We start from the raw sequence: 21,274 nt of genomic DNA, 5'->3' as shown, positions 1-21,274 counted from the left end.
ATCGGCACAAGGAACACAGATTCGCGCCGTACGGCCACGCACCGGTGCCTCCGGCCAGGGCTGCTCAACCCCTGCGGCGCAGGCCGTCGGCGAGTGGGACGTGGTGCGAACAATCAGCCGCAGGCGCCCTGCGACGTCGGAACGGGCCAACAGCGTGACCGACCAGGGATCCGATGATCCCGCCGATCAGCCGCCCGGGGAGGGAAGGCTACCCGCGACGATAAGAAGGCCCGACGGTCGCCCTTCTCGGAGAGCCCCTGGGCGTCGAACGTGCGTCACGGCAGAGCCCATCTCCTTGTGCCTGCCCCAGCAGTAGCGGCATCCATGATCCGTACGGTCGAGCGGTGGGATCACTCGATCGTGAGTTCTTCCGCTGCCGCACCCGATGGGACGCGATGCTCGGAAGGACGGTGCGCCCAGGACTGCCTGGAGGTACGACGGATGGGGGAGATGGCGTGACGCAAGATGCGGGACGGCGGGGAGGCTTAGACGGCCAGGCGCTGCTGCTGGCTGCCGGGCTGGCCGATCTGGCGGTGAGCACGGTGGGTTCGGCCCTGGGGACGGTGCGAGGGCTGCTGCGCCGGTCGGACGCCGCGGAGCTGGCGGCGGAGGCCGAGCACGAGCTCGTGGCGCGTGGGCGTCTGGTGCTGGACCGGTATGCGGCTGTGCCCCCGGCCCACTTGGAGATCCTCGCCCGGCGTGCCCTGGCTCGGAAGGCCGCCGGTGACGTCTGACCGGTGGGAGCCGACCGCGTTCAAGGCCCGCGTGGACGAGCTGCTGCGTCGGTTCGTCGCCCGGGAGGCCGATGAGTTCGCGGCGGTCGATCCGATGCTCGGCGCGGTGGCCGAGAGGCTGGAGGCGGCGGTCGCGGACGGCAAGCGGCTGCGGGCGGCGTTCTGCTACTGGGGGTGGCGGGCGGTGGGGCAGCCGGACAGCAAGGCGCTGGTGCGGGCGGCGGCCTCGATGGAGCTGGTGCATGCCGCCGCGGTCGTGCACGACGACCTCATCGACGACAGTCCGCTGCGGCACGGGCGGCCCACGACCCACGTCGCCTTCCTCGGGGCCGTAGGGGCTCGTCCGGACGCCGAGGCCGCCGCGCGGTCGTTGGCGATGCTGGTGGGGGACCTGCTGATGGCGCTGGCCGGACAGTTGTTCGCCACCAGCGGTCTGCCCGCCGCGTATCTCGTCCGGGCCCGCCCGTTGTGGGCGGTGATGGCCCGTGAGCTGATCGCGGGCGAGTGTCTGGAGATCCTGCGGACCGGAGCCGGTCCGGACACCGAGGCATCGCTGAAGGTGATCCGGTACAAGACCGCCAAGTACACCGTCGAACAGCCCCTGTTGATCGGTGGCGCGCTGGCCGGCGCGGGCGCGCGGCTGCGCGAGGGCTACTCCGCGTACGGGCTGCCGCTGGGCGAGGCGTTCCAGCTGAGGGACGACCTGCTCGGGCTGTTCGGAGACCCCGAGCACACCGGCAAGGCCAATGCCGACGATGTGCGCGGTCGACGGCCCACCGCGCTGCTGGCAGAGACATGGCGTCTCGCCGACGACTCGCAACGGAAGCTGCTGCACTCACTGCTGGGCCGGGACGACCTGGACGGGGAAGGGCTGGACGCGGTGCGCGAGGTGATGCGCCGGCTGAGGGCGCCCGACCGCATCGAGGACATGATCGGGGCACGGGTCGAGGAGGCTCTCGGTGCCCTCCACGAACTGGATCTGCCGGCGCACGCCGTCACCGGCCTGACCGCGCTGGCGCATTCCGCGGCAGTACGCCTGTCCTGACCGCTCGCATCCGGGTGGCGCGAGCCCGTGCCCTCGCGGGCAGGCGCCCCTCCCGCCTGTCGTGGACGCTCCCGAGGAAGATGAGGAACCCTGCCATGACCTACACCGACGCATCGCTGGACGCCCTGCGGCGGGCCGGGGACGAACTCGCCGATGCCACCGTCGCCGAGCTCTTCGAACGCGGGGAGGTCGGCAAGTTCAACACCCTGATGCGCTACGTCTCCACCGCCGGCGCTCCCCTGCCGGACGGGCTGCCCGACGTCGCGCGCGAGTACCTCGAAGCCACCCGCACCCCGCCGGCCTGGGTGGACTGGGCGGAGATGGAGAAGGCCCGGCTGTTCTTCATCGACAACAACGTGCACATCTCCACCGCGCTGTCCTTCGCCTCCATGCCCGCCTGCTACCTCGTCCCGCACGTGGCGAAGCTGCTGTCGGCCACCCACGGGCTGCAGTACCCCTCCAAACGGATGGCGGAGACCGGCCAGTTCACCGTCCACCTGATGCAGCCCGACGCCTTCGAGGCCGGCAGCCGCTTCGTCCCCGCCGCCCAGAAGGTCCGCCTCCTGCACGCCTCCATCCGCCACCACCTCGCCCGCGAGAACCGCTGGGACACCGCGGCGGTCGGGACGCCGATCTGCCAGGAGGACATGATCGGTGGGCAGATGTTCTTCTCCCTGCTCGTCCTGGACAGCCTGCACCGCCTCGGGATCCACATGTCGACCGAGGGCGCGGAAGCCTACTACTACGCATGGCGCGTCGTCGGCGCCATGCTGGGCGTCGACCAGGACGCCGTCCCCCAAACCCTCGACGAGGCACGCCGGTTCCTCGACCTGTACATGGTCCGGTACATGGGGCCCTCCGAGGAGGGCGCGCACCTGACCCGCCAACTGATCGACCTCTACGAAGAGGTGGTGCCCGGCACCTTCTTCGACCCCGTTGTCTCCGCCCTCGTCCGCCACCTCGTCGGCGACACCTGCGCCGACTGGCTCCAGGTGCCGCGCACATCGTGGGACACCGTCGTCAAGGCCGTGCCCCACCTCCTCGGCGTCCTGGAGACCATCGAGGACCGCTCCCCGCTCGGCGCCTGGGCCCTGGACCGCCTCGGCCACCTCACCACGGTCCTCGAACTGTCCTCCCTCACCCGTGGACGCGTCATGCACTACGCGATCCCCGAATCACTCAAGAAGGACTACGGCATCATCAGCGCGGCGCCCCGCATCCACCGGTGGGTTCCGCCGGCCGCCACGGTCTGACGCCCCGTGCGCCGGGCGGACCCGGGCACGCACGATCACCGTCCCCGCCCGGCCGATCGTCCGGGGCTCGGGAGAGCGGCCTGCTCCGGTGCTGCAGACGTCATGAACCCGGACGGACCACGCGTCCGCACACCCCAGCCTGCGCACCCTCGCCCTGGCACCGCGATCCCGGTGAATCGGAAGAAGCGACGCCGTGGTGGTGGCATGGCCGGAAGGCTCATGCCACCACCACGGGGGGCTGGAGTGGAGGCGGGTCCCCCTACGACACCGTGACGCGGTCCGGCGTGTGCGTCCCGTTCCGGACTGCCCTGCGCTGGCGGACCACGGCGTAGACCACCACGGCCAGGGCCACCAGGGTGGACAGGACGACCTGGTCGCGGCCGCCGCCGTCGGCCGTGTCGGTGAGCATGTAGCCCAGGACGAAGGTGATGAGGGCGATGGCGGCCCAGGTCAGGTAGGGGTAGAGCCACATCCGGACGACCAGCTTCTCCGGCGACTCCCGCTGGATGATCTTGCGCATCCGCAGCTGCGAGAAGCAGATCACCAGCCAGACGAACAGGGCTATCGCGCCGGAGGAGTTGAGCAGGAACTGGAAGACGGTGTCCGGCCAGAGGTAGTTGAAGGCGACCGCGACGAAGCCGAAGACCACCGAGGCCAGGATGGCCGAACGCGGGACACCGCGGCCCGTGGTCCGGCCGAACGCGGCCGGGGCGTCGCTGCGGCGGCCGAGGGAGAAGGCCATGCGGGAGGCCGTGTACAGGCCGGAGTTGAGGCAGGACAGCACCGAGGTCAGCACGATGGCGTTCATGATCTGGCTGGCGTGGGGGATGCCGATGGAGCTCAGGGCGGCGACGTACGAGCCGTCCTTGAGGATGGCCGGGTCGTCCCAGCGCAGCAGCGAGACCACGATCAGGATCGAGCCCAGGTAGAACACCGCGATCCGCCAGATGACGCTGTTGGTGGCCTTGGTGACGGCGGCCTGCGGGTCCGCGGTCTCGCCCGCCGCCAGCGTGACGATCTCGCTGCCCATGAAGGAGAAGACGACCATCAGGACGCCGGTGAGGATCGCTCCGGGTCCGTTCGGCAGGAAGCCGCCGTGTGCGGTGAGGTTGGAGAAGCCGGACGCCGGGTGGTCCGAGCCGGGCAGCAGGCCGAAGATGGCGAGACCGCCGACCACGATGAACGCGGCGATCGCGACGACCTTGATACCGGCGAACCAGAACTCGAACTCACCGTAGGAGCTGACCGAGACCAGGTTGGTGGCGGTGAGGACGACCATGACGATCAGGGCCCAGCCCCACTGCGGGACGGCCGGGATCCAGCCGGCCAGGATCTTCGCCCCGGCGGTCGCCTCGACGGCGAGCACCACGACCCAGAAGAACCAGTACAGCCAGCCGATGGTGAAGCCGGCCCAGCGACCCAGCGCGCGGTCGGCGTAGGCGGAGAACGAGCCGGAGGTGGGGTTGGCCGCGGCCATCTCGCCGAGCATGCGCATCACAAGGACGACCAGGATGCCGACGAGGGCGTACGAGAGCAGGATGCCGGGGCCGGCGGCGGCGATACCGGAGCCGGAACCGACGAACAGGCCGGCGCCGATGACACCACCGATCGCGATCATCGACAGGTGACGGTTCTTGAGTCCGGCCTGGAGGCCGGGCTCGGGCTCCGTGGGAGGGCTTTTGGGGACGGTTGTGGTCATCTCGACATCCATGGAGGGAGTGCGGACCAGGGCCCCTGGAAATTAGTTCAGTACGATCCAAAAGAACAAGACTTGTTTAACTGTTCACGTTGCTCTATTTTTCGTGCAGCGCGCACGGCGTCCTCCGTCCTCCGTGGCTGCCACTGCGTCGTCCCCGTGTTCCGGCCCCCTGGGGAGCCCCCATGCACCACACCGCGGCATGGTCGCGAGAACCCTCCGTGCGGATGCCGTCGCCGTGGGCCCTGCCCGCGCTCGACAGGCCGTTAGGGTGGCGTCGTGGTGAATGCAGCGGGCAAGTTCGGTCCCTACAACCAGCCGGTGCCCGCGCAGGTCGGCGGGGCATGGGACACCCGCGTCCTGGCCGGCCGGGGTCCCACGGGAGCGGAGCTCGTCCGGTCCAGGATCGCCCTGCGGGTGCGTCTGCGGTCCGTGGCGCCGGGAGACCGGCTGCCGGACGCGGGCGTCCTCGCCGAGGAACTGGGGATCAGTGAGATCACCGTGCGCCGCGCGCTGGAGGCCATGTGCCAGGACGGCCTGCTCGACCGCCGTCGGGGCCGGGCGGGCGGAACCTTCGTCGCGGCGGACTGGGACTCGGTCGTCGCCGTGCTGCACGACGCCGACGAGGCGGCCTCGCTGGACTCCTTTCACCTGTTGCTCGAATGCGGTCTCGTGGCGCACAGCACGGGCGAGGTCCCGGACGGGCGGCTCGACGGGCTGCGGGCACTGGTCGAGGAGATGGACCTGGCCGAGGATCCGGCCCGGCTGCTCGAGCTGGAGACCCGCTTCCACCTCGGCCTCGCGGAGGCCCTGGGCGGCGCCGGGATCCGTGAGTTCGCCGCCGACCTGCTCGGCCGGCAGTGCCTGCTGGGGCCCGCGCCGGCCCCCTCGGTCGTACGGGCCCGCAACCGCTGCCACGCCGACCTGCTCGACGAACTCACCCGTGGCGCGATGGACCCGGCGGTACACGCGCTGAAGGCACACCGGCACGCCGGCCTGAACTGATCCCTTCTCCCCCTTCCTCTCCCTTCCCTGTGTCGCCACCCCACAGAAGGAGCTGTCGCCATGCCGGACCCCGGAACTGTCGGCCCGTCGTCGACGTCGGGCACCGTCGGCGGCGCGCCCCAGCGGCTGCGCGGCGGCGTCCTCGGGATGGCGGACATCGCCGCCGCCACGATGGCCAACGTCGGCCCGGCGATGAGCTTCTTCTTCGGCTTCGCCTTCCTGGCCACCACCGCGGGGGTCGCGTCCCCGCTGACCATCGTGGCGGCGGGGGTGGCGGTCGCACTGCTCGGCAACACGCTGGCCGAGTTCTCCCGGGCGCACCCCTCGGCGGGCAGCTTCATCACCTTCGTCGGCCGGACGTTCGGGCCGGTCAGCGCGGTGACCACGGCCCTGCTGGCCGGACTCGGCTACATCATCGCGATGGCCTCGGTGATCGCGATCTCGGGCGGCTTCGTGCAGATCACCCTGAACCACTACACGGGCGTGGACCTGCCGTGGATCATCTGGACGCTGCTGCTGACCGGGCTGTCGGTGGTGCTGATGCTGCGCGGGATCGTGGTCTCCACCAAGTGGGCCGGCTACTTCTTCGGCGTGGAGATGCTGGTGCTCGTCGTGGTGTCGGTCGCGACGATCGTCGAGCACCGCGGCGACCTCTCCGCCGCCCCGTTCCTGCCCGGCCACCTCACCCACGGGTTCAAGGGGCTGGCGGCCGGCTTCCCGCTGGCGGTGTACCTGTTCATCGGCTGGGAGAACTCGGCCGCACTCGCCGAGGAGACGGAGAACCCACGGCGCAACGTCGGCCGCGCCGTGTTCTCCTCCGTCGCGATCATGACCGTGAGCTACATCCTCTTCTCCTACGCCACGGTGACCGGCTTCGGCTACGACGTGCAGCGGCTCGGCGCCTCCCCGATCCCCTTCATCGACGTCGCCCACCACACGCTCGGCGCGCTGGCGCTCCTCGCCTACATCGGCGGCCTGACCTCCACCCTCGGCGTACTGATCGCGGGCATCAACTCCCAGGCCCGCCTGGTGTTCAACGCGGGGCGGGAGGGACTGCTGCCGTCCTTCTTCGGCTACGTCCACCCCACGCGCCGTACGCCGAACAACGCGATCGTCACCTTCACCGTCACCGCGCTGCTGATCATCGGAGGCTGGGGCCTGGGGCATCTGCTCGGGTCCGACGGCGGTTCCATGAACCCCGTGGTCTTCTTCACGGAGTCCTCGAGCCTGGGCGCCATCCTGATCCTGCTGGTCTACCTCGCGTCCAACATCGCCCTGCCGCTGTACTACCGCAGATACCGCCCGCAGGAGTTCCGGACCGTCCGGCACCTCGTGCTGCCCGCGATCGGCACCCTCGCCATCCTGGTTCCGCTCTACTACCTCGCCAAGCCCGGCCAGCCCGCCCCGTACAGCTGGTTCCCGTATGCCGCCCTGGCCACCCTGCTCGCAGCCGTCGGCTACGCGACCCTCCTGGTCCGCCGTGACCCCGGCCTGGCCGAGCGGGTGGGGTCGATCGTCGCCGACGCGGAGTGAGCCGAAGGCGGCGGCCCGGCGGGCGGAACGCGACTGACAGACCGGGAGACGGCACGGATCAGCCGCCCGCCCCTGCCACACACGGCCCGGCGCGCCTGAACCAGAGGTCAGCGCCCTCGCTTCACCGCCACCGGAGACCAATGATCAACCATTGAGTCAACGCCGACGCACCTGACGCTCCGTCAAAAGCGGCGTCGAACCAGCGTTGTTCCTTGGCAAATCCGCAGGTCAGTGATGCTTCTCGGCAGGTTCGAGGATCGCCACGCACTCCACGTGATGCGTCATCGGGAAAAGATCGAACGCCCGCAGCGTCCGCACCTTGTACCCACCGTCCCGGAAGTACCCCAGATCCCGCGCCAGCGCCGCCGGATCGCAGGCGACGTACGCGATCCGTCGCGCGCCCAGGGACGTCAGCTGCTCGACCGTCTTCTTGCCGGCGCCGGCGCGGGGCGGGTCGAGGACGATGAGGTCGACCTCGGTGATGCCGGTGCGCGGGAGGACGGCCTCGACCTTGCCCTGCTCGATGCGGACGCGGTCGAAGGCGGCGAGGTTGTGCCGGGCGTCCTCGACCGCGCGCTTGCCGGACTCGATGCCGAGGACCGCGCCCTTGTCGCCGAGGCGGTCGGCGAGGGCGCCGGCGAAGAGGCCGACGCCGCAGTACAGGTCGAGCGCCATGTCGCCCTTGCGCGGCAGCAGGCCCTGCATGACGGCCTTGACGAGGGTGTCGGCGGCCATCGGGTGGACCTGCCAGAAGCCGCCGCTGCCGACACGGTACGTACGGCCGTCGGCGCGCTCGCGCACGAACGCGCGGCCGTGGACGCGGTGGATGCCGCCGTCGTGCTCGTCGACGCGCATCACGGAGACGGGCTTGTCGAGTTCGACGAGGGGCAGGCGGGCGCCCGGCTTGGGCTCCAGGATCACCATGCGGTCCTGGGATCCCGTCGCGGCGATCGCGTCGACGGAGGCCATGCCGGACCAGTCGCGCTGTTCGATGCCCAGTTCGCTGACGCCCGGCGCGGCGATCATGCAGTGCTCGATCGGCTCGACCTCGTGCGAGCGGTGGCGGCGCAGTCCGGCGTTGCCGTCGGCGTCGACGGCGTACTGGAGGCGGGTGCGCCAGGCCGGGACCTCGCCCGCGGGCAGCTTGTCGCCCTCGGCGGGCATCACCGTGCCGTCCCAGCCGGCCTCCTCGGGCGTGAGCCCCGCGAGCCGCTGGAGCTGCTCGGCGATGACCTCGCCCTTGAGACGGCGCTGGGCGCCCGGCTTGGCGTGCTGCCAGTCGCAGCCACCGCAGCGGCCGGGGCCGGCGTACGGGCAGGGCGCCGCGACCCGGTCCTTCGACGGGTCGAGGATCTCCACCGCGTCCGCGCGCAGGAACCGCGCGCCCTCCTCGCCCTCCGTCACACGCGCGACGACGCGCTCGCCGGGCAGAGTGTGCCGGACGAAGAGGACCTGACCCTCGGACGTACGGGCGATGCAGTGGCCGCCGTGTGCGACGGGGCCGATCTCGACCTCGTACTCCTCCCCCACCAGCGATTTCTTCGGTTCTGCCTGCATGGCGGGGTGACTCCAGTTGAGAAGGGGGTGAGCGAAAGGGGCGCGCAAAGGGAAACGGCCGGACAACAGCCCACCAGTCTACGTGGACGTTGCCCGGCCGCTCACCACATGACCGTCAGCCCTTCGAGTTCGAGGACTCCTTCGGGCGCTCTTCCGCGGGCCCCCGGCGCACCGCTCCCGGCGCGTTCCAGTCCTGCCGCTTGCGGGCCCGCAGCTTCGCGGCCTCGGAGGATTCCAGCTGGTAGGGCACGGAGGTCACCATGACGCCCGGGGTGAACAGCAGTCGGCCCTTGAGGCGCAGGGCGCTCTGGTTGTGCAGCAGGTGCTCGTACCAGTGGCCGACCACGTACTCGGGGATGATCACGGAGACCGCGTCGCGCGGGGATTCCTTGCGCAGGCCCTTCACGTACTCGATGATCGGCCGCGTGATCTCGCGGTACGGCGAGTCGAGGATCTTCAGCGGTACGTCGATGCCGCGCCGCTCCCACTCCTCGCGCAAGGCCTTGGTCTCGGCCGCGTCGACGTTGACGCTGAGCGCTTCGAGGGTGTCGGAGCGCAGCAGCTTGGCGTAGGCGAGGGCGCGCAGCGTCGGGCGGTGGATCTTGGAGATCAGGACGACGGAGTGCACGCGGGAGGGGCGGACGCTGTCGTCGCTCGGGCCCTCGGGGGCGGCGATCTCCTCGGCGACCCGGTCGTAGTGCTTACGGATCGCGCTCATCGTCGCGTAGAAGATCACCATGCCGAGCAGTGCGACCCAGGCTCCGTGCGTGAACTTCGTGACGAGTACGACGACCAGCACCAGACCCGTGAAGAAGGCGCCGAACGCGTTGATCGCCCGGGAGCGGACCATGTGGCGCCGCTTGGCCTGGTCCGTCTCGGTGGCCAGGTGGCGGTTCCAGTGGCGGACCATGCCGGTCTGGCTGAGGGTGAAGGAGACGAACACGCCGACGATGTAGAGCTGGATCAGCCGGGTCGAGTCGGCGCCGTAGATGATGACCAGCATGGTCGCCGCGCCCGCCAGCAGCACGATGCCGTTGGAGAAGGCGAGGCGGTCGCCGCGGGTGTGCAACTGGCGCGGGAGGTAGCGGTCCTGGGCGAGGATCGAGCCGAGCAGCGGGAAGCCGTTGTACGCGGTGTTGGCGGCCAGGAACAGGACCAGCGCGGTGGCGGCGGCCAGCACGATGAACAGGAAGCTGCCCTTGCCGAACACGGCCTCGGCGACCTGGGAGATCACCGGGTTCTGGACGTAGCCGGAGCCGACCGCGAGACCGTTGTGGATCAGGTCGGTGGCCGGGTTCTCGGCCATCCGGACGTTGGTCGCCATGGCGAGGGCGATGATGCCGCAGAACATCGTGACGGCGAGCAGGCCCATCGCGGCGAGCGTGGACGCGGCATTCTTCGACTTCGGCTTGCGGAAGGCGGGGACACCGTTGGAGATCGCCTCGACGCCGGTGAGGGCGGCACAGCCGGAGGAGAAGGCGCGCAGGAGCAGGAAGACGAGGGCGAAGCCCGCGAGACCCTGGTGCTCGGCCTTGATGTGGTAGTCGGCGGTCGGCGCCTTCATGGTGTCGTTCAGGACGAGGCCGCGGAAGGCACCCCACGCGATCATGATGAAGACGCCCGCCACGAAGACGTACGTCGGAATCGCGAAGAGCTTTCCGGACTCCTTGACTCCGCGCAGGTTCATCAGCGTGAGCAGCACGATGACGGCGACCGCGCAGGCCACCTTGTGCTCGACCACGAAGGGAACCGCCGAGCCGAGGTTCTCGATGCCGGAGGCGATGGAGACGGCGACCGTGAGGACGTAGTCGACGAGCAGGGCGCTGGCGACCGTGAGTCCGGCCCGGGGACCGAGGTTGGTGTTGGCCACCTCGTAGTCGCCGCCGCCGCTCGGGTAGGCGTGCACGTTCTGCCGGTAGGAGGCGACCACCGTGAACATCAGCACGACGACCGCGACCGCGATCCAGGGGCTGAAGTGGTAGGCCGACACGCCCGCGATGGACAGGACCAGCAGGACCTCGCCGGGCGCGTACGCCACGGAGGACAGCGGGTCGGAAGCGAAGACAGGGAGTGCGATGCGCTTCGGCAGGAGCGTTTCTCCGAGCCGGTCACTGCGCAGTGCGCGCCCGATCAGGATCCGTTTGGGCACGTCGGTCAGTTTGGACACGCAGAGGATCGTAAGCGTTCGAACGCGGGGTCGCCCACCTACCTCGCCACATCTGCCCTCCGAGTGAAAACGGGGGCGGCTGCGGCTGCGGATTCCGCACCCCCGCAGATCCGCATGCCTATATGACGAAAGCCCCAGTCTGACCGGTTATGGAGGTTCCATGCACGGCACCGCGGAGCTGATCGGCGCCCTGGCCGGACTCATCGGCCTCGGAATCCTGACCCTCGCGAGCGTTCGCAGCATCACACGTCGCTGATCGTGCAGAGGGGTGCCGCCGACGGACCGCGCGTGTGTAGCTTGGGCGGCGGTCTGAGACCCTGTTTAGCCTGAGCCGTAACCATTCACATTCGGAAGGACGGTCGTGCACATCGTCATCATGGGCTGCGGAAGAGTGGGTTCCGCTCTTGCCCAGACCCTGGAGCAACAGGGGCACACGGTCGCCGTGATCGACCAGGACCCCACCGCCTTCCGACGACTGGGCTCCGGGTTCGGCGGCCGTCGTGTCACCGGAGTCGGCTTCGACCAGGACACCCTGCGCGAGGCGGGCATCGAGGAGGCCGGGGCGTTCGCCGCGGTCTCCAGCGGTGACAACTCGAACATCATCGCCGCCCGCGTGGCCCGCGAGATGTTCGGCATCGAGAACGTCGCGGCACGCATCTACGACCCCCGCCGTGCCGAGGTCTACCAGCGCCTCGGCATCCCGACCGTCGCCACCGTCCGCTGGACGGCCGACCAGATGCTGCGCCGGCTGCTGCCCTCGGGCGCCGAGCCGCTGTGGCGCGACCCCACCGGCGGTGTGCAGCTCGCCGAGGTGCACACCTCCACCGGCTGGGTCGGCCACAAGATCAGCCGGCTCCAGGACGAGACGGGCGTGCGCGTGGCCTTCCTCACCCGGCTGGGCGAGGCGATCCTGCCGTCGTCCCAGACGGTGCTGCAGGAGGGCGACCTGGTGCACGTGATGATGCGCACCGACGAGGTGGACAAGGTCGAGGCGTCCTTCGCCAAGGGCCCTGAAGAGGAGGCCGGTCACTGATGAGGGTCGCCATTGCCGGTGCCGGTGCCGTGGGCCGCTCGATCGCGGGCGAGCTCCTGGAGAACGGCCACGAGGTTCTGCTGATCGACAAGGCGCCGACCGCCATCTCGGTCGAGCGCGTCCCGCAGGCGGAGTGGCTGCTCGCCGACGCCTGTGAGATCACTTCCCTGGACGAGGCCGCGTTGCAGCGCTGCAACGTGGCCATCGCGGCCACGGGCGACGACAAGGTCAACCTCGTCGTCTCCCTGCTCGCGAAGACCGAGTACGGGGTTCCGCGGGTCGTCGCCCGCGTCAACAACCCCAAGAACGAGTGGCTGTTCAACGAGGCCTGGGGCGTCGACGTCGCCGTCTCCACCCCGCGCCTGATGTCGGCCCTGGTCGAGGAAGCCGTCAGCGTCGGCGACCTCGTCCGGCTGCTGCGCTTCAGCCACGGCGACGCCAACCTCGTCGAGCTGACCCTGCCGCCGGAGTCCGCCCTGGCCGGTACGACGGTCGGCGACGTCGAGTGGCCCGAGGACACCTCCCTGGTGACCATCATCCGTGGCACCCGCGTCCTCACCCCCTCCCGGGAGGACTCCCTGGAGGCGGGCGACGAACTCCTCTTCGTGGCCGCCCAGGCCCGCGAGGAGCAGCTGGAGGACCTGCTGTCGGTGCGCCGCGAGGACGCCACCGGCTGATTGACCGGGATACGGGAATGGGGCGCCCCCCGGATTTCCGGGGGGCGCCCCATTTCAGCTCGTGCGGCGTTTGAGGACGAGGCCGTTCAGGCCGAAGCGGGGTCTGGGGGCGGCAGCCCCCAGGACGGCCACGCCAGCGCCGGGCTACGCCTCTCGGCGGTGGCGACGGACAGGTGTGTCCTGCTCCCCGGCGGCAGCCGCGCGGCGCTCCTTCTCGGCCTTCTCCTCGGCCTCCATCTCCGCGAACACGTCGATCGGCGCGGGGGCCTTGGCCAGGAAGACCCAGGTGAGCCAGACGGCGAGGAGGAAGGGCGGGATCTTGAGGGCGATCAGGATCCAGCCGAACTTGGTGGTGTCGGCCCACCAGTAGAGCGGGAAGAGCACCGCGCACTTGGCGAGCAGGATCAGGCCCCAGGCCCAACTCGCCTTCGCGTACGCCTTCTTGCGGCCGGGGTTGCGGGTGCGCCAGGAGAGGTTCTCCTTGAAGACCGGGCCGAGGATCAGGCCGATCAGCGGGACACCCACGAGGGTCGTGACGATGTAGGCGACGGCCAGGCCGAGCGTGTAGAGCATGCCCGGCAGGTAGAAGTCCTTCGCGTTGCCCGTCATCATCGCGAAGACCACGCCGAACGCGACGCCGAAGACGCCGCTGAAGGCGTGCTTGACGGTGTCGCGCTTCACCAGGCGGACCACGACGAGCAGCAGGGACATCGCGAGGGCGGCGATCGCCGACCAGTGCAGGTCCTTGTTGATCGTGAAGATGGTGACGAAGAGGAGACCGGGCACCACGGTCTCGACCATGCCCCGCACGCCGCCGAACGCCTCGAAGAGAGCGGCCTCGGTCACCGCCCTCGAATCATGCTGGGCGTCTTGGGCGTCTTCGGTCGGCTTGTCGAGCGACGTCACCGGCTACTCCCGTCCGAGCGGTCTGAGTTCGTACTTCGGGTTGAACAGCACCCTACGGCCCCGGCTCATCGAAATGCGGCCCGATGCGATCAGCTTGCGCCCCGGCTCGATCCCGACGATGGAGCGCCGGCCGAGCCAGACCACGTCCAGGGCGGCCGAGCCGTCGAACAGCTCGGCCTCCAGGGCCGGGACACCGGCCCGTGGCCGCAGAGTGACCGTGCGCAAGGTACCAGTAACCGTGACGATCTGTCGGTCGTGGCAGTCGCAGATGCGCGTACAGCCCGCGGTCTCGGCGTCCTCGCGCAGCTCCTCGGACTCCAGGTCCTGCTGGGACGAGGAGAGCCGGTCTATCATGCGCCGGAACCGGCCCGCCGGCTTTTCGGAACGAGGAACAGCACTCATACCGAAAGCGTACCGGGGAGCACTGACGACGGATGAACGAGAGCGCTCACCTGTGGTCTTTCGCGCACTGATTCCCGAATGCCCGGTGTCGGATTCCCGTATGCCCGGTGTCGGATTGCATGGCCGTATGCCCGGCGTCGGACTCCCGTGTGCCCCGCGTCCCGGGCAGAAACCTCCGGGCTACCTCTCGAACCGGTATCCCATTCCCGGCTCCGTCATGAAGTGCCGCGGATGCGACGGGTCCGCCTCCAGCTTTCGGCGCAGCTGTGCCATGTAGACCCGGAGGTAGTTGGTCTCCGTGCCGTACGACGGCCCCCACACCTCCTGGAGCAGCTGTTTCTGGCTGACCAGGCGGCCCGTGTTGCGCACCAGGACCTCCAGGAGGTGCCACTCCGTGGGGGTGAGGCGTACGTCCCGCCCGTCGCGGTTGACCTTCTTCGCCGCCAGGTCGACGGTGAAGTCCTCGGTCTCGACGATCACGTCGTCCTCGTCGCCTCCGGTGGGCTCGGCGCGGCGGACGGCGGCGCGCAGCCGGGCCAGCAGCTCGTCCATGCCGAAGGGCTTGGTGACGTAGTCGTCGGCGCCCGCGTCGAGCGCCTCGACCTTCTCGTCGGAGGAGTGCCGGGCGGACAGCACCAGGATCGGCACCCGGGTCCAGCCGCGCAGCCCCTTGATCACCTCGACGCCGTCCATGTCGGGCAGGCCCAGGTCGAGCACGACGACGTCGGGATGCCGGGCGGCGGCGAGCTGGAGCGCGGTGGCTCCGTCGGGGGCCGAGTCGACCTCGTACTTGCGTGCCTTCAGGTTGATCACGAGGGCTCGGGTGATCTGCGGCTCGTCGTCGACCACGAGGACCCGGGTCATGAGACCTGCCTTTCCGCTGTTGCTGTTGCCGTGGCGAGGCCGGGCCGGCGCTCCACCGCCCGGACCGTGAGCACCATGGTGAGTCCGCCGCCGGGGGTGTCCTCGGCGTTCAGTGTGCCGCCCATCGACTCGGCGAAGCCGCGGGCGACCGCGAGGCCGAGGCCCACTCCGGCGCCGCGCGGGGCGTCGCCGTAGCGCTGGAAGGGCGCGAAGATACGGTCCTTGGCCTCGTCCGGGACGCCCGGGCCGCGGTCCACCACCCGCACCTCGACGCGGTCGGCGATGGCGCTCGCGGAGACCAGGACCAGTTCGTCGACGGGGCTGTACTTGACGGCGTTCTCGACGAGGTTGGCGACCGCGCGCTCCAGCAGCCCCGCGTCGACCGCCACCATCGGCAGGCTCTCCGGGATCTCCAGCTCCACGCTGTCCTCGGGGACGCCGCCGAGCGCCATCGGGACCACCTCGTCGAGGTCGATCTCCCGGATCAGCGGGGTGACCGTGCCGGTCTGGAGGCGGGACATGTCCAGCAGGTTGCCCACCAGGTGGTCGAGGCGGTCGGCGCCGTTCTCGATGCCTTCGAGGAGCTCCGCCTGGTCCTCCTCGGACCACGCGACGTCGTCGGAGCGCAGCGAGGACACGGAGGCCTTGATCCCGGCCAGCGGGGTGCGCAGGTCGTGGCTGACGGCGGCCAGCAGCGCGGTGCGGATGCGGTTGCCCTCGGCCAGTTCCTTGGCCTGGTCGGCCTCGTGCTGGAGGCGCTGGCGGTCCAGGACCACGGCGGCCTGGGCGGCGAAGGCGGCGAGCACCCGGCGGTCGGAGGCCGGCAGCACGCGTCCGGACAGGGCGAGCGCCATGTGGTCGCCGACCGGCATGTCCACGTCGGCGTCCTCGGGGCGCTTGGAGGGCCCCGGCCCCACACTGCCGGCGCAGGTCCACGGGTCGACGTCGCTCGTCCGCTCCAGCAGCGCGACGGACTCCATCCCGAAGGTCTCCCGGACCCGTTCCAGCAGGGCCTCCAGGCTGGTCTCGCCGCGCAGCACGCTGCCCGCCAGGAAGGAGAGGATCTCCGACTCGGCCCGCAGATGCGCCGCCTGGTGGGTGCGGCGGGCCGCCAGGTCCACCACGGACGCCACGGACACGGCGACGCCCACGAAGATCGCGATGGCGACGATGTTCTTGGGGTCGGCGATCGTCAGCCGGTGCAGGGGCGGCGTGTAGTAGTAGTTCAGCAGCAGCGAGCCGAAGGCCGCCGAGGCCAGCGCCGGGTAGAGGCCGCCGAGCAGGGCCGCCGCCACCGTCACCGTCAGGAACAGCAGCATGTCGTTGGCGAGGCCGAGGTCGACGGTGTTCAGCAGCAGCGCGAGGATCACCGGGCCGCCCACACCGACCAGCCAGCCCCAGATGCTCCGGGAGCGGCCGAGCCGCGCCCCGCGCGCGACCGGCAGCCCGCGCCCCTTGGCGACCTCGTCATGGGTGACGATGTGGACGTCCAGGTCGGGGCCGGAATCCCGGGCGACCGTGGCGCCGACGCCCGGCCCGAAGACGTACTGCCAGGCCTTGCGGCGCGAGGAGCCGAGCACGATCTGGGTGGCGTTGACGCCGCGCGCGAAGTCCAGGAGCGAGGCCGGTATGTCGTCCCCGACGACATGGTGGAACGTTCCGCCCAGGTCCTCGACCAGCGTGCGCTGGACGGCGAGCTCCTTGGGCGAGGCCGAGGTGAGCCCGTCGCTGCGGGCGATGTAGACGGCCATCACCTCGCCGCCGGCGCCCTTCTCCGCGAGCCGCGCGGCGCGCCGGATCAGCGTGCGCCCCTCCGGCCCGCCCGTCAGCCCCACCACGATCCGCTCCCGCGACCCCCAGATCTTCGAGACCCGGTGCTCACTGCGGTACTCGGTGAGGTACTCGTCGACCCGGTCGGCGACCCAGAGCAGCGCCAGTTCGCGCAGCGCGGTGAGGTTGCCGGGCCGGAAGTAGTTGGACAGGGCCGCGTCGACCTTGTCGGACTTGTAGATGTTGCCGTGCGCCATCCGCCGCCGCAGCGCCTGCGGCGACATGTCGACCAGCTCGATCTGGTCCGCCCGGCGCACCACCTCGTCCGGCACGGTCTCCCGCTGCCGTACGCCCGTTATCGACTCGACGACATCGCCCAGCGACTCCAGATGCTGGATGTTGACCGTCGACACGACGTCGATGCCGGCCGACAGCAGCTCCGCCACGTCCTGCCAGCGCTTGTCGTTGCGCGAGCCGGGGACATTGGTGTGCGCGAGTTCGTCCACCAGGGCGACGGCCGGGGCGCGCTCCAGTACGGCGTCCACGTCCATCTCGGTGAACACGGACCCCCGGTACTCCAGCTCCTTGCGCGGCACCTGCTCAAGGCCGTGCAGCATCACCTCGGTGCGCGCCCGGTTGTGATGCTCCACGAACGCGACCACACAGTCGGTCCCCCGCTCGACGCGGCGGTGCGCCTCGGAGAGCATCGCGTACGTCTTGCCGACGCCCGGTGCCGCACCGAGGTAGATCCGAAGCTTGCCGCGTCCCATGGCCCCTATTGTCTTCCTGTCACCGCTGTGTACGCAGCGTCGACCTTACGGCCAATAATCTCGACAAATGGGGCCAGGGGGTCGGCCGGGGCCGTCTTTGACGCAACCCTGATGCGCCTCCCTGACGCGCTTCCCTGATGCGCCTCCCGGTGGCGTCAGGCGGAGGCTTCCCTGGGCTGCTGAGGCAGGGCTGAGCCGGTGCGCTGCGTCGCGCGGAGGTCCAGCGCCGGGCCCGCGTCGTCCGGGACCAGGGTCCGGAGGTGGGGCTCGGCCGTGACGAGCCAGGCCAGCAGCTGCCGCCGCCGCAGCCGCTCGGGGGCGGGCGTGGCCGGGTCCGCGATCAGTTCGGCCAGCCAGGTCACCGCCGTGTCGGTCACCCGTGCGGCTTGCAGGTCCAGGAGCAGCCGCGGCTCGCTGTTGCGTGGCGGCGAGGGGAAGGCCAGCGCGCGCCGCCAGAGCGTCAGCGCGGCTTCCCGCTCGCCGAGGGCCGCGAGCTCCCGGGCCAGGTCGCACCACTGGGCCCAGTACAGCCGCCGGTGTGTCAGGGCCGTCTCCAGCACCCATGCCACCACGGCGTGGCCCTGGGTGGTGAGCATCATCCGCAACCCGCGCAGCACATCGGACGCTGTGGCCGCGGGAAGAGCGACGAGCTCCCGGGCGAATCGCACGACGACAGCGTCCGTCGCCCGGTCCTCGAAGCGCGGCAGCGCGTCCAGTACACCGTTCAGCCAGTTGGCATCCACGCTCAGCGTCGGGTGCGCGGACCAGATCTCCTCCAGCCGGACCACCGCGTCGTCGCCGCCCGTCTTGAGCAGCACCCGGGCGACTTCCTCGTAGTTCTCCCTGGGCACATTGGGCGTGCTCAGCGCGAGCTCCGCCATCTCCCTGGCCTGGCCCAGCGCCCCGGCCTCGAAGAGGGCCTGCGCGGCGGGCGGACGGTCGTACGAGGAGAGCAGATGGCCCCGGTCGAGACGCTGCATGATCTGATCGGCTCCGCCGACACCGACCGCGGCCAGCCAGGTCGCGACGGCGTTGCCGGTCCCGTACACGCCCCACCGCTCCTCGCCGAAGACTCCGCGCGCCCAGTCGGCCGTGCCGTCGTCCGGGGCCAGGGGAACGAGCGCGCGCAGCAGAGCGGCCGGGTGCCAGTAGAAGTGCCCCACGTCGGCGCTGCTGCGCTCGAACGCCGCGGTGATCGCCTCACGGGCCTCTGCCCCACGGGCCTTGACCCACATGTCCGCGGCCCACTCAAGAGCGCTCAGCGGGACCGCGGCCGCGCTGAGCAACTGGTGGGCGACGCGCGCCGCGGCCTCCTCCGCGCCGAGCTTGTCGAGGACCTTGCCCACCGCGTACCGCCGTGCGTGGTCGGTCCCGGGCAGGGCCAGCGTCAGCCGCTCCACCTCCGCCACCGCGCGATCCGGCGACGAGGTGAGCCAGGCCTCGACGGCACGCTCCGTATCGTTCGCGTACACCGCGGGCTCCTGGAGTGCGCGCCGAGCCAGTTCCGCCGCCTCCTGAGCCCGGCCCAGGCAGCCGAGCGCCTCCGCCGCGACCGACATCTCCCATCCGCTGGCCTCGGGCTTCTCCACCATCTGCCACGCCCGTTTGCGCACGGCCTCCCGAGCGTCCTCCCCGAGGGTGCAGGCGATCCGCGCGGCCCTGCCGAGCAGGCCGTAGATGCCGCTGAGTACGAGGCTCAGCAGTTCCTGGGTGGTCTCGGCCGCGCCCGCCTTGCCGTACGCCTCGACCGCGTAGAGCCGGACACCTACGTCGAGGAACTCGCAGCGCGCCATGCGCTCCAGCCGCTTCAGCACCCCGGGCTGTCCGCCCAGCGCCCCCAGTACCTGCGCCGCCCGCTCCCGGTACTCATTGTCGACGGCGCACCGCGCCACCACCTCCAGCCGGTCGAACGTCTCCTCCCGGTCCGCCTCGCCGAACCTGACGCCCTCGGCCACGAGGAGCCCGGCCAGCAGGGGCCGTTCGTGACCGCCGACGGCTCCCGTGCGCAGCTGTTCGGCGAGCCGGCCGCCGTCGCAGTCGTCGCGTTCGCCCCAGAGGCAGAACACGAACATGGCCAGCGTGCGTTCGTCGTCCTTGAAGGCGCGCAGGATCCAGTCCTCCGCCTCCGGGAAGGAGGGAGATATCCGCTGCGCGTAGGACTGGGCGGCGAAGTACTCGGCGAACGAGTGGTGCAGGAACCGGTAGTCGTCCTCGTCCCTGACGAGCAGGCCGGTGCCCTGGAGGAATTCCCGTACGTCGGCCTCCCAGCCCGTCACGGCCCAGTCTTCCGGCAGGTTGGCCCGCACCCACTCCAGGCCCGCCTCCAGGAGCGACGACTCCCCCTCCAGGCGGCACCTGCCCAGCACCCCGAGGACGTCCCGCTTCCGCTGGTTGAGCCACAGGTGCAGCTCACGCCGCCCGGGGTCGTCGCGGTACCGCCGCATCAGCCCCTGCCGTACGGCTCCTTCGCTGCCCGCGCCCCGGGTCAGCAGATGCTCGAAGAACCGCTGGTAGAGGCTGAGCCTGCTGGTCGGCAGCGGATGTGTCGGAGCCGCCGTCGCCGTGACGGCCGCGATGGTGGCGAGCAGCGGATTGCGGACCAGGTCGCGCAGCCGGCCGTCTTCGGTCTCGCCCAGGAAGCGGTCAGCGGCGGTCCGCGCCTGTTCCTTCTCCTGGTACTGCGCCGCGAACCACTTGGCCGCGAAGTCCCGCAGCTCCTCCGTACCGAAGGGCTCCATGCGGTATTCGCCGATCAACGCCCCCCTCAGCGGCGCCAGTTCGGGGTCGGACAGCGGGCGGCTGGTGATGACGAAGCGGTAGTCGCTGTCGGTGCGCGCGTGCTGCGCGATCATCCGGACGACCTCGGCGCGCGACTCACGGTCCGCGATCTCGTCGAGCCCGTCCACCAGGACCATCCAGCGCGCCCCGTGCACGCGCCCCAGGAACAGCCGTGCGTCGGGGTCGGCGACCAAGCTGTGGCCGAGCGTGCGGCGTAAGGCCTGGCACAGCACCGTGCTCCATGAACCGGGCTGGTCGACGAGCGTCCTGGCCGCGACCCTGACCGGAATCACCGGTTCGGTCACGGGTGCCTCCAGGCTGGTGTCCTCGCGCAGCCAGATCCGCGAGAGGGTCCACGCCAGATGGCTCGACAGCGTCGACTTCCCGGCGCCGGGCTCCCCGGTGATCAGGAGGTGTTCGTGGCGGGCCAGGGCCTCCGGGACCGGAAGCTGGGCGTCGATCGTCTGCGTCTCGTCCCGCGCGGCGGAGTCCCCCTGTGTCGCCGAACCGCCGTCGAGCTGGGTGGAGTTACGGGCAGCGCCCTCCGTGGAGTGCCACTGGGTCCGCATGCTCTGGCGTACGTAGACCGCCGACAGCGGCGGCTCGGCCACACCCAGCATGTCGTACGGCAGCCGCTCCACCGCCTTCGCCTGCGCTTCGAGGAGGTTGCGGACCGCCGGATTCGGCAGCGGCAGCTCCGTCCACTCCGTCAGCCGGGGCGCGGCCGCCTCCCGGCTCTCGGCGCCGGCCCGGTCCAGGGCCTCCTTGGCCTTGATCCACAGCGGGGTGATCTCGTCGGGCTCGCGCTCCAACGCGACGGCGAGCGACCGCAGGACCGGCAGCTTCAGCAGCCTGGTGGCACTGCAGGCGCCGTAGACGACGTTCTTGTGGGCGATCTCCGCGCGGACCACCGCGTTGAGGCTCTCGTAGCCCGCGTCGGCGATCGCTTCGCGGAACCACTCGGCGAGTGCTTCGAGCTCCGGGTACCGCTCCGTGTCGCCCTTCGGCGGACGCCCCCCAGCCATACATCTCCCTGCACCCCGGCGGCACTTCGGTTTCCCGCGGTTTCCCCAGCGTAGTGGGA

At 70.6% G+C, this 21,274-nt stretch carries 15 protein-coding genes; 7 read left to right on the top strand and 8 right to left on the bottom strand.

Annotation, left to right across the window (positions count from 1 at the left end):
- The first annotated feature begins 455 nt into the window (after positions 1 to 455).
- From AB5J50_RS36995 to AB5J50_RS36985, 3 genes are all read left to right on the top strand, one after another.
- Positions 456 to 734: a polyprenyl synthetase gene (locus tag AB5J50_RS36995; protein WP_369262900.1), complete on the top strand. Its 279-nt coding sequence runs from the start codon at positions 456 to 458 to the stop codon at positions 732 to 734.
- Entirely contained in the window at positions 724 to 1,779 is a 1,056-nt protein-coding gene (locus AB5J50_RS36990) for a polyprenyl synthetase family protein (RefSeq protein ID WP_369262899.1), read from the top strand. The genes AB5J50_RS36995 and AB5J50_RS36990 overlap by 11 nt, the downstream gene beginning before the upstream one ends.
- Positions 1,780 to 1,874: 95 nt before the next feature.
- Positions 1,875 to 3,032 (top strand): oxygenase MpaB family protein, encoded by a 1,158-nt coding sequence (locus tag AB5J50_RS36985; protein ID WP_369262897.1) that lies wholly within the window; start codon positions 1,875 to 1,877, stop codon positions 3,030 to 3,032.
- A gap of 259 nt (positions 3,033 to 3,291) precedes the next feature.
- Here AB5J50_RS36985 and AB5J50_RS36980 read toward each other — a convergent pair whose 3' ends face one another.
- Positions 3,292 to 4,731 carry an amino acid permease gene (locus tag AB5J50_RS36980; RefSeq protein ID WP_369262895.1) on the bottom strand — a complete coding sequence of 480 codons (1,440 nt, stop codon included), beginning with the start codon at positions 4,729 to 4,731 and terminating at the stop codon, positions 3,292 to 3,294.
- Positions 4,732 to 5,007: 276 nt separating this feature from the next.
- On the opposite strand from AB5J50_RS36980, the gene AB5J50_RS36975 reads away from it, so the two are divergent.
- Both AB5J50_RS36975 and AB5J50_RS36970 read left to right on the top strand, forming a co-directional pair.
- A complete protein-coding gene (locus AB5J50_RS36975) occupies positions 5,008 to 5,733 on the top strand; it encodes an FCD domain-containing protein (RefSeq protein WP_327432284.1) in 726 nt (241 codons plus the stop codon).
- 60 nt (positions 5,734 to 5,793) lie between these two features.
- Positions 5,794 to 7,266 (top strand): APC family permease, encoded by a 1,473-nt coding sequence (locus tag AB5J50_RS36970; protein ID WP_369262893.1) that lies wholly within the window; start codon positions 5,794 to 5,796, stop codon positions 7,264 to 7,266.
- Positions 7,267 to 7,494: 228 nt separating this feature from the next.
- Here the strand turns inward: AB5J50_RS36970 and AB5J50_RS36965 are convergent, their stop codons facing one another.
- The gene (locus AB5J50_RS36965) at positions 7,495 to 8,823 is read right to left on the bottom strand and encodes a class I SAM-dependent RNA methyltransferase (RefSeq protein ID WP_369262891.1); all 1,329 of its coding nucleotides are present in this window, start codon (positions 8,821 to 8,823) and stop codon (positions 7,495 to 7,497) included.
- Positions 8,824 to 8,938: 115 nt separating this feature from the next.
- The gene (locus tag AB5J50_RS36960) at positions 8,939 to 10,990 is read right to left on the bottom strand and encodes an APC family permease (protein ID WP_369262889.1); all 2,052 of its coding nucleotides are present in this window, start codon (positions 10,988 to 10,990) and stop codon (positions 8,939 to 8,941) included.
- Positions 10,991 to 11,351: 361 nt separating this feature from the next.
- On the opposite strand from AB5J50_RS36960, the gene AB5J50_RS36955 reads away from it, so the two are divergent.
- Both AB5J50_RS36955 and AB5J50_RS36950 read left to right on the top strand, forming a co-directional pair.
- Positions 11,352 to 12,023 (top strand): TrkA family potassium uptake protein, encoded by a 672-nt coding sequence (locus AB5J50_RS36955; RefSeq protein WP_327432278.1) that lies wholly within the window; start codon positions 11,352 to 11,354, stop codon positions 12,021 to 12,023.
- Positions 12,023 to 12,700: a TrkA family potassium uptake protein gene (locus AB5J50_RS36950; RefSeq protein ID WP_327432277.1), complete on the top strand. Its 678-nt coding sequence runs from the start codon at positions 12,023 to 12,025 to the stop codon at positions 12,698 to 12,700. The genes AB5J50_RS36955 and AB5J50_RS36950 overlap by 1 nt, the downstream gene beginning before the upstream one ends.
- A 144-nt stretch (positions 12,701 to 12,844) precedes the next feature.
- Here the strand turns inward: AB5J50_RS36950 and AB5J50_RS36945 are convergent, their stop codons facing one another.
- The 5 genes from AB5J50_RS36945 to AB5J50_RS36925 all read right to left on the bottom strand — a co-directional run bounded on the left by AB5J50_RS36945 (position 12,845) and on the right by AB5J50_RS36925 (position 21,215).
- The gene (locus AB5J50_RS36945; RefSeq protein ID WP_327432276.1) at positions 12,845 to 13,606 is read right to left on the bottom strand and encodes a DUF3159 domain-containing protein; all 762 of its coding nucleotides are present in this window, start codon (positions 13,604 to 13,606) and stop codon (positions 12,845 to 12,847) included.
- 3 nt (positions 13,607 to 13,609) lie between these two features.
- Positions 13,610 to 14,008, bottom strand: coding sequence for an OB-fold nucleic acid binding domain-containing protein (locus tag AB5J50_RS36940; RefSeq protein ID WP_369262886.1), 399 nt, complete (start codon positions 14,006 to 14,008; stop codon positions 13,610 to 13,612).
- Between the two features lie 180 nt (positions 14,009 to 14,188).
- Positions 14,189 to 14,872: a response regulator gene (locus AB5J50_RS36935; protein WP_369262884.1), complete on the bottom strand. Its 684-nt coding sequence runs from the start codon at positions 14,870 to 14,872 to the stop codon at positions 14,189 to 14,191.
- Entirely contained in the window at positions 14,869 to 17,412 is a 2,544-nt protein-coding gene (locus AB5J50_RS36930) for an ATP-binding protein (protein WP_369262882.1), read from the bottom strand. Before AB5J50_RS36930 ends, AB5J50_RS36935 begins: the two co-directional genes overlap by 4 nt.
- A 155-nt stretch (positions 17,413 to 17,567) precedes the next feature.
- Entirely contained in the window at positions 17,568 to 21,215 is a 3,648-nt protein-coding gene (locus AB5J50_RS36925) for a hypothetical protein (RefSeq protein WP_369262880.1), read from the bottom strand.
- Positions 21,216 to 21,274 lie beyond the last annotated feature (59 nt).

It is taken from the genome of Streptomyces sp. R35 (assembly GCF_041053035.1).
Taxonomy (GTDB): Bacteria; Actinomycetota; Actinomycetes; order Streptomycetales; family Streptomycetaceae; genus Streptomyces; species Streptomyces lutosisoli.
Note: the sequence above shows the minus strand (reverse complement) of the source record. Positions and strands in the feature narration are given on the sequence as shown.

What these genes read in the sequence shown, in the direction of transcription:
- AB5J50_RS36985 (WP_369262897.1), top strand. Translation starts at nt 1,875, where the DNA reads ATGACCTACACCGACGCATCGCTGGACGCCCTGCGGCGGGCCGGGGAC.
- AB5J50_RS36980 (WP_369262895.1), bottom strand. Translation starts at nt 4,731, where the DNA reads ATGACCACAACCGTCCCCAAAAGCCCTCCCACGGAGCCCGAGCCCGGC.
- AB5J50_RS36970 (WP_369262893.1), top strand. Translation starts at nt 5,794, where the DNA reads ATGCCGGACCCCGGAACTGTCGGCCCGTCGTCGACGTCGGGCACCGTC.
- AB5J50_RS36965 (WP_369262891.1), bottom strand. Translation starts at nt 8,823, where the DNA reads ATGCAGGCAGAACCGAAGAAATCGCTGGTGGGGGAGGAGTACGAGGTC.
- AB5J50_RS36950 (WP_327432277.1), top strand. Translation starts at nt 12,023, where the DNA reads ATGAGGGTCGCCATTGCCGGTGCCGGTGCCGTGGGCCGCTCGATCGCG.
- AB5J50_RS36940 (WP_369262886.1), bottom strand. Translation starts at nt 14,008, where the DNA reads ATGAGTGCTGTTCCTCGTTCCGAAAAGCCGGCGGGCCGGTTCCGGCGC.
- AB5J50_RS36935 (WP_369262884.1), bottom strand. Translation starts at nt 14,872, where the DNA reads ATGACCCGGGTCCTCGTGGTCGACGACGAGCCGCAGATCACCCGAGCC.
- AB5J50_RS36930 (WP_369262882.1), bottom strand. Translation starts at nt 17,412, where the DNA reads ATGGGACGCGGCAAGCTTCGGATCTACCTCGGTGCGGCACCGGGCGTC.
- AB5J50_RS36925 (WP_369262880.1), bottom strand. Translation starts at nt 21,215, where the DNA reads ATGGCTGGGGGGCGTCCGCCGAAGGGCGACACGGAGCGGTACCCGGAG.